The organism is Sporomusa sp. (assembly GCF_035561255.1).
In the GTDB taxonomy this organism is placed as follows: Bacteria; Bacillota; Negativicutes; order Sporomusales; family Sporomusaceae; genus Sporomusa.
In genome coordinates, this window is record NZ_DATMXX010000095.1 from 1 (window position 1) to 10,832 (window position 10,832).

11 protein-coding genes are annotated in these 10,832 nt (G+C 45.9%); all 11 read left to right on the plus strand.

The genetic code is table 11. The features are described from left to right. Positions 1–272 precede the first annotated feature (272 nt). Positions 273–1,781: an acetyl-CoA hydrolase/transferase family protein gene (locus VN379_RS05655; protein WP_325531694.1), complete on the plus strand. Its 1,509-nt coding sequence runs from the start codon at positions 273–275 to the stop codon at positions 1,779–1,781. A 103-nt stretch (positions 1,782–1,884) separates the two neighbouring features. Continuing rightward, the gene (locus VN379_RS05660; RefSeq protein ID WP_414714961.1) at positions 1,885–3,504 is read left to right on the plus strand and encodes an acyl-CoA mutase large subunit family protein; all 1,620 of its coding nucleotides are present in this window, start codon (positions 1,885–1,887) and stop codon (positions 3,502–3,504) included. A gap of 20 nt (positions 3,505–3,524) precedes the next feature. After that, on the plus strand, positions 3,525–3,917 hold the full coding sequence (locus VN379_RS05665) for a cobalamin B12-binding domain-containing protein (RefSeq protein WP_325531698.1): 393 nt from the start codon (positions 3,525–3,527) through the stop codon (positions 3,915–3,917). A gap of 36 nt (positions 3,918–3,953) precedes the next feature. Continuing rightward, on the plus strand, positions 3,954–4,892 hold the full coding sequence (gene meaB, locus VN379_RS05670; protein WP_325531700.1) for a methylmalonyl Co-A mutase-associated GTPase MeaB: 939 nt from the start codon (positions 3,954–3,956) through the stop codon (positions 4,890–4,892). A 110-nt stretch (positions 4,893–5,002) separates the two neighbouring features. Then, on the plus strand, positions 5,003–5,446 hold the full coding sequence (gene mce, locus VN379_RS05675) for a methylmalonyl-CoA epimerase (protein ID WP_325531702.1): 444 nt from the start codon (positions 5,003–5,005) through the stop codon (positions 5,444–5,446). A gap of 166 nt (positions 5,447–5,612) precedes the next feature. Continuing rightward, positions 5,613–7,142, plus strand: coding sequence for a methylmalonyl-CoA decarboxylase subunit alpha (gene mmdA / locus VN379_RS05680; protein ID WP_325531704.1), 1,530 nt, complete (start codon positions 5,613–5,615; stop codon positions 7,140–7,142). 46 nt (positions 7,143–7,188) lie between these two features. Continuing rightward, positions 7,189–7,461 carry an OadG family transporter subunit gene (locus tag VN379_RS05685; RefSeq protein WP_325531706.1) on the plus strand — a complete coding sequence of 91 codons (273 nt, stop codon included), beginning with the start codon at positions 7,189–7,191 and terminating at the stop codon, positions 7,459–7,461. Between the two features lie 39 nt (positions 7,462–7,500). After that, positions 7,501–7,899: a biotin/lipoyl-containing protein gene (locus VN379_RS05690; protein WP_325531708.1), complete on the plus strand. Its 399-nt coding sequence runs from the start codon at positions 7,501–7,503 to the stop codon at positions 7,897–7,899. 142 nt (positions 7,900–8,041) lie between these two features. Continuing rightward, the gene (locus VN379_RS05695) at positions 8,042–9,199 is read left to right on the plus strand and encodes a sodium ion-translocating decarboxylase subunit beta (protein WP_325531710.1); all 1,158 of its coding nucleotides are present in this window, start codon (positions 8,042–8,044) and stop codon (positions 9,197–9,199) included. A 13-nt stretch (positions 9,200–9,212) separates the two neighbouring features. Beyond that, positions 9,213–9,368: a hypothetical protein gene (locus VN379_RS05700; protein ID WP_325531712.1), complete on the plus strand. Its 156-nt coding sequence runs from the start codon at positions 9,213–9,215 to the stop codon at positions 9,366–9,368. Positions 9,369–9,491: 123 nt separating this feature from the next. Then, the gene (locus VN379_RS05705; protein ID WP_325531714.1) at positions 9,492–10,793 is read left to right on the plus strand and encodes an SLC13 family permease; all 1,302 of its coding nucleotides are present in this window, start codon (positions 9,492–9,494) and stop codon (positions 10,791–10,793) included. The last annotated feature ends 39 nt before the right edge of the window (positions 10,794–10,832 follow it).

Below are 10,832 nucleotides of genomic sequence, written 5' to 3' on the forward strand. Positions count from 1 at the left end.
TATTAATCTATAATTATACAGACAGACAGCGCTTTTGCTTTTCTGAAAGTATACCTGCAAACTACGCCCTTATGGTCTGTTACCCAACCGGTAATAGATAACTTAGTAAGTGCGCACCTAGGTTTGTTTTGTTTAGTACAAAATAAACCAATAGGTGCTTTTTTGTTGCCATGACCGTGTCAGGTCAGAATATTTTTTGCAGTTTCCCGAATAATAACAATGATTATCTCTAAAATTTATATAAATTTACCGATTCGAAGGGAGAGTACGCAATGATTGACATTAAAGACCGTGTCAGAAACAAAGCTCTGCAAGCCAAAATTGTTAGCGCGGAGCAAGCGGCTGCCAGTATCAAGCCAGGAATGAATATTGGAGCTAGTGGTTTTACGCCTGCAGGCTATCCAAAGGCTGTACCGCTCGCGCTGGCAGAGAGAATGAAGCAAGAGAACTTCACAGTAAACCTTTGGACAGGTGCCTCGGTAGGCAAGGAACTGGATGGCGCTTTGGCTGATGCCAAGGGTATTGCTAAACGGTTACCGTATCAAACGAATGATAGTGTTAGAAAAGCAATTAACAACGGGACTATCCAGTATACTGATCTTCACTTAAGTCATGTTGCCCAAATGTCACGTTATGGTTTCTTAGGTGGAAAAGTGGATGTTGCAATCATTGAGGCCTGTGCAATTACTGAAGAGGGACATATCGTGCCAACAACTTCGCTTGGCAACTCTGCTTCATTTGTTCAAAGTGCTGATTTTGTCATTGTAGAGATCAACACCAGCCAACCACTTGAACTTGAGGGCATGCATGATGTTTATGTGCCGCTTGATCCGCCCCATCGCCAGCCAATACCGCTTGTGAAAGCCGATGACCGTATCGGTACTCCATATATTCCGTGTGACCCGGAAAAAATTGCGTACATAGTTCCTTGCGATATAAAGGATGATGTTCGTCCGCTGGCAGCCATTGATGATGACGCCCGGGCAATGACTGGACATCTTATTAATTTCCTTAAACAAGAAATTCAAGCTGGACGTATGCCTGAAAACCTGCTGCCGCTGCAATCCGGTGTAGGGTCGGTTGCCAATGCGGTTGTTGCCGGGTTAGCGGATTCTGATTTTGAAAACCTTACTGTATATACAGAGGTTATCCAGGATGGCATGTTTGATCTTATTGATGCCGGTAAGCTGACTTTTGCGTCAGGCACCTCAATTACCCCTTCGCCTGATGGCTTAAAACGACTCTATGATAATATTGGCGAATATCGCAAAAAAATTATTCTGCGGCCGCAAGAAGTTGCCAATAGCCCGGAAGTGGCTCGGCGCATCGGTGTAATTGCCATGAATACGGCCATAGAATTCGATATATTCGGTCATGTTAACTCCACTCATATTATGGGGACGAAAATGATGAACGGGATTGGCGGCTCAGGCGACTTTGCCCGTAATGCTTACCTGACCTTCTTCTTTACAAATTCGATTGCCAAAAAAGGTGATATTTCTTCGGTTGTGCCGATGTGCTCGCATTTTGACCATACCGAACATGATGTTGATGTATTTGTTACCGAACGTGGTGTTGCTGATATCCGCGGCTTGAGCCCCAAAGAACGGGCCCGGGTCATTATCAATAATTGTGCACACCCTGATTATCAGCCAATGTTGTTGGATTATCTTGAACGGGCTGAAAAAGCCACAGGTTATGCACACACTCCTCATCTCATGAATGAAGCTCTTTCCTGGCATACTCGCTTCCTGGAAACAGGCAGTATGAAAATAAAATAGAAAGACAGCTTAACGGCCAGTCTTTCAGCTGCACTAAGGAATACATACTTAAAGGAGGAATTAGAATATGTGCACAGCTAACACAAATAGTTTGAAAGAAAAAATGGCTGAGTACACCGGCAAGGTGGAAAAATCACTCGCCAAATTTCCAGAGCGAAAAAACCTGTCTTACAACAGGCTTTATACTCCGCTTGATATTGAAGGTCTTGATTATGAAAAAGATCTCAGCTTCCCGGGGCAATACCCCTTCACTCGCGGCGTACAACCTACCATGTATCGCGGACGTTTCTGGACTATGCGCATGTATGCAGGCTTCTCAACGGCCGAAGAGTCCAATAAGCGTTATCGCTATCTTTTAGAGTCCGGTGGTACTGGTTTGTCTTGCGCTTTTGACCTGCCAACCCAGATCGGCTATGATTCCGATGATGCCATCGCTGAGGGTGAAGTTGGTAAAGTAGGCGTGGCCATTGACTCACTGGCTGATATGGAGATTCTGTTTGACAGCATTGACCTTGGCAAAGTATCAACTTCCATGACCATCAATGCCCCTGCGTCAGTTCTCTTGGCTATGTACATCGCCGTTGCTGAAAAACAAGGCGTTAGCCCTGATAAACTGAACGGTACTATTCAAAACGATATTCTTAAAGAATATGCTGCCCGCGGTACCTATATATTCCCGCCTAAGCCTTCCATGCGTCTTATTACTAACATTTTTGAATATTGCTCGAAGAATGTTCCTAACTGGAACACAATTTCGATCTCTGGTTACCATATCCGTGAAGCTGGTTCCACTGCTTCTCAGGAAATCGCATTTACCATTGCTGATGGTATCGCCTACGTTGACGCTGCTATCAAAGCTGGCTTGAACGTTGACGACTTTGCCGGACGTCTGTCCTTCTTCTGGAATGCACACAATAATGTGCTGGAAGAAGTAGCTAAATTCCGTGCCTCCCGTCGTGTTTGGGCTAAAGTAATGAAAGAACGTTTCGGCGCTACTAACCCCAAATCCTGGATGCTTCGTGTGCATACCCAGACTGCCGGCTCCATGCTTACTGCTCAGCAACCTGATAACAATGTTGTACGCGTTGCCTTGCAAACTGCTGCTGCCGTTCTTGGTGGTACTCAATCCCTTCATACAAACTCCAAAGACGAAGCGCTGGCACTGCCTACTGAAGATTCTGTACGCGTTGCCCTTCGCACCCAGCAAATTGTGGCTTACGAAAGCGGCTTAGCTGATGTAGTTGACCCACTTGCCGGTTCTTATTATATCGAAGCGCTTACCAATCAAATCGAAAAAGAAGCCTGGGAATATATCAGCAAGATTGACGATCTGGGCGGCGCAGTTGTGGCTATTGAAAAAGGCTACATTCAGCGCGAAATCCAAGAAAGTGCCTATAAATGGCAAATGGAAGTGGAAAGCAAACAACGTATTATCGTTGGTGTTAATCAGTTCCAAGTTGCAGAAAAACCAGTTGAAGGTTTGCTCCGTGTAGACGCTTCTGTTGGCGAACTGCAAAAGAAAAAGCTGGTTGAGCTTAGAGCTCGTCGCGATAACGGCGCTGTTGAAGCTAAACTTGCTGCACTTGAAGCAGGCTGCAAAGATGAGAATGCCAATCTTATGCCGCTTATTCTTGAAGCCGTTAAGGTCTATGCAACCCTTGGAGAAATCTGTGGCGTAATGCGCAAAGTGTTCGGTGAATACGAAGCGCATGTAAGCCTATAAGCTGAGTAGGAGGGACAACGATGGAAAAACGTATTAGAGTATTGGTAGCAAAGCCTGGTCTGGATGGTCATGACCGCGGCGCCAAAGTCGTAGCCCGCGCTCTCCGCGATGCTGGCTTTGAGGTAATTTATACTGGTCTTCGTCAGACTCCTGAGCAAATTGTTGAAGCAGCTCTGCAAGAAGACGTAAATGTTGTAGCCTTAAGTCTGTTATCTGGTGCCCACAATCACCTTTTCCCACGCATTGTTGCAATGTGCAAAGAAAAGGGGATGAGTGATGTACTGATTGTTGGCGGTGGAGTTATTCCTGACGCTGATATCGCTGGACTGAAAGCTGCGGGTGTAGCTGAAGTATTTACTCCAGGAACCACAACTAGCAGCATTGTTGAGTTTATCAAAACCAACGTAAAATAATAGCTTGTCATTGTGTAACTGGGCAGGTGATATAGAATGAATATTGTAGAAGAGGTGCTGGCAGGGTCCAAACGGGCCCTGGCCCGTGCCATCACTGCTGTGGAAAACGAGTATGATGAAGCAGCCGAGATCATGCAAAAACTCTATCCCCATACCGGTAAAGCTCATGTTATTGGCATTACCGGTCCTCCTGGTGCAGGAAAAAGCACACTTACTGATAAATTAGCCAAAGAATATCGTCGCCAGGGAAAAACAGTTGGAATCATTGCTGTTGATCCGACTAGTCCATTTTCCGGCGGCGCTATTTTAGGTGATCGTATCAGGATGAACGAACTTACCTTGGATGAAGGTGTTTTCATCAGGAGTATGGGAACCAGAGGCAGTCTGGGTGGTTTATCGCGCAAAACTGCAGAAGCGGCAAAAATAATGGATGCTTACGGTAAAGACATTATTTTTATCGAAACAGTAGGCGTTGGTCAGTCTGAAGTCGATGTCATCAAAGCAGCTGATACCACTGTTGTTGTATTAGTGCCTGGCCTTGGTGACGATATTCAGGCAATCAAAGCCGGCATATTGGAAATAGCTGATGTTTTTGCTATTAACAAAGCAGACCGGGAGGGCGTCGAGCGATTAAACACCGAAATTGAAATGATGCTTGAATTGAATCAGGATATGGTTGACTGGCGTCCGCCCGTAAAACGGACAGTAGCCAGCAAAGGCGAAGGCATTGCTGAGCTCATAGGCGCTATCGAAGATCACATTTCCCATCTGCAGCAATCAGGACAATTAGCTGTACGGCGTACCGAACGGACAAAAAATGAACTGCTTGCATTATTAGATGAACAAATTGGCCGGTATGTTCTTAAGCATGTTACAACCGGCGGGAAATTTGATGCTTTGGTAACATCGGTGGAAAAAAGGGAGCAAGATCCATACACTGTCGTTGCTGAATTATTACGTCAAATACTGCGCTGATGGGAAAATAAACCATTTTAATAGGAAAATATAGTACCTGATATTAAAATATGGTATCATGTATATAGATTGGAATAATCAATCGAATTTTTAAACAGGAGGTAATTGATATGTGCCAAGATTGCAACTGCGGCGTAAATGCCCGCAAATTCAAAGTCCTTAGACTTGACCACATCGGTATTGCAGTAAAAGATATGGAACAAGCTAAGAAGTTTTACACAGAAGTACTTGGTATGACTGCGATGGGCGAAGAAGTTGTCGAACAGCAAAAAGTAAAAGTTTGCTTTATCCCTTGTGGCGACAGCGAGGTTGAACTCTTAGAATCGACCTCTCCCGATGGCCCTGTTGCCAAATTCATCGAGAAAAATGGTGAAGGAATTCAGCATGTTGCCCTGCGTGTTGACAACATCGAGGCGGCTCTTGCTGACCTCAAAGAACAAGGTGTTCGTCTGATTGATGAGTCACCGCGTTATGGTGCTGGTGGTGCTAGCATTGCTTTCGTTCATCCGAAGGCTACCGGCGGCATCCTGCTCGAACTTTCTGAAAGAAAGTAGACATATTCATAGACGCCTATCTGCGTTGCTGCTCCTCAGACGCTTTGCTTTGCGTACATCCGTGTACGCGGCACTACGGCGTCTTCCGGTGCGCCTGGCAGCTGAGCATTTCTGAACAGTCTCATAAGGAACATTCAGTTTCCAAGTAATGGAGGTGTTTTTCTAAATGGCTACAATCCAGGAAAAAATTGAAGATCTAAAAAAACGCCAGGAAAAAGTAAAGTTGGGCGGCGGTCAAAAGCGTATCGAAAAGCAACATGCCAGTGGTAAGCTTACTGCCCGTGAGCGTGTAGAAAAACTATTAGATCCCGGCACATTTGTTGAGCTTGATCAATTTGTTCGCCATCGTTGCACCAACTTCGGTATGGAGCAGGTAGAAGCTCCGGGAGAAGGCGTTGTAACCGGTTATGGTACCGTTGAAGGCCGCTTAGTATATGTATTTGCTCAGGATTTCACTGTAATTGGCGGCTCACTGGGCGAAATGCATGCTGCTAAAATTGTAAAAGTACAGAGGCTGGCTCTGAAGATGGGTGCTCCTTTAGTGGGTATCAATGATTCGGGCGGCGCCCGGATTCAAGAAGCGGTAGATGCTCTGTCCGGCTATGGTAAAATTTTCTATGAGAATACCCTGGCTTCGGGCGTAATCCCGCAGATCTCGGTTATCATGGGACCATGCGCAGGTGGTGCAGTATATTCACCGGCGCTTACTGACTTTATTTACATGGTGAAAAATACCAGCCAGATGTTTATTACTGGACCGCAGGTTATTAAATCAGTAACTGCTGAAGAAGTGACTGCAGAAGCATTAGGCGGCGCTATGACTCACAACTCAACTTCTGGTGTGGCTCATTTCGCAACTGAAAATGACGATGACTGCATGCAACAGGTTCGTTATCTCCTAAGCTTCCTGCCAAGCAACAACATGGATGATGCTCCTATTGTTGACACTGGTGATGATGCTAACCGGATGGACGAAGGGCTGAATACTCTTTTACCTGATAATCCAAATCAGCCATACAACATGAAAGATGTTATTAAGTCTGTGGTAGATAACGGCGAATTCTATGAAGTCCTTGCTCATTACGCGCAAAATATTATTACCTGCTTTGCCCGGTTTGACGGTCAACCGGTAGGTATTATTGCCAATCAGCCTAACGTTATGGCTGGCTGCCTTGATATCAACGCTTCGGACAAGTCTTCACGTTTTATCCGTTTCTGTGATGCTTTCAACCTGCCACTTGTTAATCTTGTTGATGTTCCTGGCTTCCTGCCTGGTACTGATCAAGAATATGGCGGCATTATTCGCCATGGTGCTAAAATGCTGTACGCTTATTCTGAGGCGACTGTGCCTAAAATTACAGTTATTACCCGTAAAGCTTACGGCGGTTCATATCTGGCTATGTGCTCTCAAGATTTGGGCGCTGACCAGGTTCTGGCTTGGCCTTCTGCTGAGATTGCTGTTATGGGACCAGCAGGTGCTGCTAATATCATCTTCCGCGGTGACGCTGAAGCTGAAGCTAAAACAGCAAAATATGTTGAAGATTTCGCAACCCCGTATAAAGCGGCAGAACGCGGTTTTGTTGACCTAGTTATCGAGCCGAAAGAAACCCGGCCTCGGATTATTACTGCGCTCAATATGCTGGCTTCCAAGCGCGAACAGCGTCCGGCTAAAAAGCACGGCAATATTCCGCTATAATTCTCTCGCTTAAACTTTCAGAGCGGAAAGAAAGGGGATCGTTAACGTGGGCTTTTTTGACTCATTATTCGGCAAACCTGAGCCACCTAAGGCTAAGAAAAAGAAGAAAAAATCAGTAGCAGCAGCAACTGAGTCAGCAGATGAAACCTCAATGGCCATAGAGGCTCAAGGGGTCAGTCCTGAAGTTGTTGCCGCCATTACCGCCAGCATCTATGCCATGATGGGTACCGGCAACTTAGCCGTTAAGATTACCCGCACCGGCAATCAATGGGCAAACACTGGCCGCCAAAAGATTATGGATAGTCGTCAGTTTGCCTAAGCCATATGGAACACCATCAATGAATGGAGGTCTGTTAGAATGAAAAAATTTAATGTAACAGTTAATGGTAATACTTATGAGGTGGAAGTAGAAGAAGTAGGTGGCGTTACCTCCGCCCAATCACGCCCTGCAGCAGCCCCTGCAGCAGCTGCTCCTGCAGCAGCCCCGGCGGCAGCTCCGGCTCCTAAAGCCCCGGCAGCAGCTCCTGCTCAAGTTTCCGCCGGCGACAGCCCTGTGGCTGCTCCAATGCCTGGCAAAATAGCTAAAGTAGTTGCTAAACCTGGCCAAAAAGTCAAGAAGGGTGACGTTATCGTTATTCTTGAAGCCATGAAAATGCAAAATGAAATTGGCTCACCTGCTGACGGCACCGTTAAGTCAATTAACGTAACCGCAGGTCAAAACGTTAAACCTGGTGAGGTTATGGCTGTTATCGGTTAGTTTCTCAAAGTGTAATAGTGCGGTACGGTTAGACTCGTGTCGCACTATTACCTAATATATCATGGCGCTTAAGTAGGCGAAAAATTACTGTTGTTGTTTATGTGATTTCTCACAAACATATCTTAGGAGGTAAAAAATACACATGGAAGCATTGATTCACCAGTATCCGTGGCTCGACGAACTTCTCATGGGTTTCCTAGGTCTTTCCTGGAAACATGTGGTTATGTGGGCTGTTGGCTCCCTGCTTATCTATCTTGCTGTAAAACATGACTATGAACCAGCGCTCCTGCTACCAATCGGCTTTGGTGCAATTTTGGCCAATATCCCGCATTCTTCGGCAGTTTCAACTCACCCAGGTGAGGAAGGGTTTCTTATTGTACTTTACAATGCGGGTATTGCTAATGAACTGTTCCCTGTACTTATCTTTATTGCCATTGGGGCAATGTGCGACTTTACGCCGCTAATCCGTCGCCCATCGGTAATGTTGTTTGCCGCCGCTGCTCAGTTTGGTATTTTTGCTACAGCGATTGGCGCGACTCTGGTAGGTTTCTCGTTTGAACATGCTGCATCTATTGGTATTATTGGTGCTGCTGACGGCCCGACAACCATTTACGTAGCTAGTCGTTTTGCTAAAGAGCTGTTAGGACCTCTGTCTGTTGCAGCATATTGCTACATGTCGCTGGTTCCAGTAATTCAGCCGCCGGTTATCAGAGCACTGACTACTGAGAGCGAACGTAAGATTAAGATGGGGTTTGAAGGAGAAGAACCTGTTTCCCAAACCACTAAGTTCTTTTTCCCAATTATGATTGTAGTTATCGCCGGTATTGTTGCTCCCATCTCGGTTGCTCTTATTGGCAGTCTGATGTTCGGCAATCTCCTGAAAGAAAGCGGTGCGGTTGAGAACCTTTCAAACTGCGCTCAGAACGAGCTTGCTAACCTAGTTACCCTGGTACTTGGTATTACTATCGGCGGCACTATGTCTGCTGAACGCTTCCTGACTTACGATGTTCTCCTGATCATGGCTTTGGGCGCCGTAGCCTTCGTGTTTGATACTGCTGGCGGCGTACTCTTTGCTAAACTTTTAAACATGTTCAGCCCAACCAAAATTAATCCGATGATTGGTGCTTGCGGTATATCGGCATTCCCCATGTCTGGCCGCGTAATCGCTAAAATGGCGCTTAAAGAAGATCCCACTAACTTCATTGTCCAGCATGCGATTGGGGTAAACGTAGCCGGACAGGTTGCATCTGTAGTGGCCGGTGGTCTGGTACTCGCTCTAATTCCGGCACTGGCGAAATAGGGGAGGTAAATAAATGGAAAGCGCAACTTCAAAAGCTATAACTCTGATGGCAATTGCTTTGCCAACAATGTTTGCCGTTATTGGTGTTTTCATTGCTGCAACCAAGGCTCTACATGCCGCATTTCCTGCGCCAGTAGAAGATGAAGACGACGACGAAGACGAAGAATAGAATTCGTAGATTATATGCCCAGCAAACATGCCAGATGCACCTGAATTTGCTTGTTTGATTCTCTTGCTCAAAAAATAGACATAGTTTAGCTGGACTATTATACGCAGTAGGGAGAGAAACTTTATGGAGATCAGTACCGCTGCGCTGGCGTCAATTATTGCGCTGGCCATCGTAGTTCTCATTTCCTGCTTTAAGGAAATGAATGTTGGTATTCTTGGTATTGCTTCCGCGTTACTTGTTGGCATTGTGTTCTCCGGTTTGAAAGTCGCGGCTATCTTTAAGGGCTGGCCGGTGGGACTATTTATGATCTTAATTGGTGTTACCTTTATGTTTGCCTGCGCTCAGGTAAATGGTACGATGGAAAAATTCAGTGCCTATGCTGTGCGTTTAGCTAAAGGTAATACTGCCTTAATCCCGATTATCCTGTTTGTGCTTATTACAGTTGTTACGACAATTGGGCCTGGTAATATCGCTGCTACTGCGCTGATGGCGCCGGTAGCTATGGCAATTGCCGGCCGTATCGGTCTTCCGGCTTTTGCCATGACCTTATTAGTAGTCGGTGCTGCAAACGGTGCTGCATTCTCACCCTTTGCGCCAACTGGGATCATCTCTAATGGTATCATTGCTAAGATGGCTCCTGGTCTGGGTATACCTGCCGACCAACTTACTGGTTTGGCCTGGAAAGTGCATTTCAACTCAGAGATTGTGCAAGGGCTAGTAAACTTCGGTGGTTTCTTCATGCTCGGCGGTCTTGCCTGGATGCGAAAACAACGTGGTGCTTCAGCACTTAATATTGATGAAATTGCGCCAAAGCCTGAACCGTTTACCTCTCACCAATTAGCCACATTAGTGGGGATTGCAGCCTTAGTGCTGTCAGTAATTGTTCTTAAATGGGATGTTGGTGCTGTCGCTTTCGGCATTGGAGCAATCTTTATGCTGTTTGGCATTGCAGATGATGCTAAGGCTGTAAAAGTTATGCCATGGGGTGTAATCCTTATGGTGTGCGGCATGTCGGTCCTGATTGATATCATGGATCAGGCTGGCGGCTTAAACGCTCTTGTTAAGATGATTGCAGTTGTTTCTAACCCAACAACCGTAAACGGTGTCTTAGGGTTTATTACCGGCCTTATCTCGGCATATTCGAGTTCATCAGGTGTGGTAATGCCGATGTTCCTACCCATGGTTCCAGGGATCATTCAACAGATCGGCGGTGGTAATCCTATTGCGATTATCTCGTCAATTAACATCGGTTCTCACATTGTTGATACTTCACCACTGTCGACTCTCGGTGCACTTTGTATTGCCTGTGCAGCTGAACATGAAGACAAAGCCAAACTATTTAGGAATCTAATGTTATGGGGCTTGTCTATGGCAGTCGTGGGTGCTTTAGTGTGTTATGTAGCCTTTGGTATCCTTGGGTTATAAAATAGAATAAACAAGACGGGGGAGGGATCTCCCCTCTTC

Coding starts and splice junctions, on each gene's coding strand:
- VN379_RS05655 (WP_325531694.1), top strand. CDS start 273: ATGATTGACATTAAAGACCGTGTCAGAAACAAAGCTCTGCAAGCCAAA.
- VN379_RS05700 (WP_325531712.1), top strand. CDS start 9,213: ATGGAAAGCGCAACTTCAAAAGCTATAACTCTGATGGCAATTGCTTTG.
- mmdA (WP_325531704.1), top strand. CDS start 5,613: ATGGCTACAATCCAGGAAAAAATTGAAGATCTAAAAAAACGCCAGGAA.
- VN379_RS05665 (WP_325531698.1), top strand. CDS start 3,525: ATGGAAAAACGTATTAGAGTATTGGTAGCAAAGCCTGGTCTGGATGGT.
- VN379_RS05705 (WP_325531714.1), top strand. CDS start 9,492: ATGGAGATCAGTACCGCTGCGCTGGCGTCAATTATTGCGCTGGCCATC.
- mce (WP_325531702.1), top strand. CDS start 5,003: ATGTGCCAAGATTGCAACTGCGGCGTAAATGCCCGCAAATTCAAAGTC.
- VN379_RS05660 (WP_414714961.1), top strand. CDS start 1,885: ATGGCTGAGTACACCGGCAAGGTGGAAAAATCACTCGCCAAATTTCCA.
- VN379_RS05690 (WP_325531708.1), top strand. CDS start 7,501: ATGAAAAAATTTAATGTAACAGTTAATGGTAATACTTATGAGGTGGAA.
- meaB (WP_325531700.1), top strand. CDS start 3,954: ATGAATATTGTAGAAGAGGTGCTGGCAGGGTCCAAACGGGCCCTGGCC.
- VN379_RS05695 (WP_325531710.1), top strand. CDS start 8,042: ATGGAAGCATTGATTCACCAGTATCCGTGGCTCGACGAACTTCTCATG.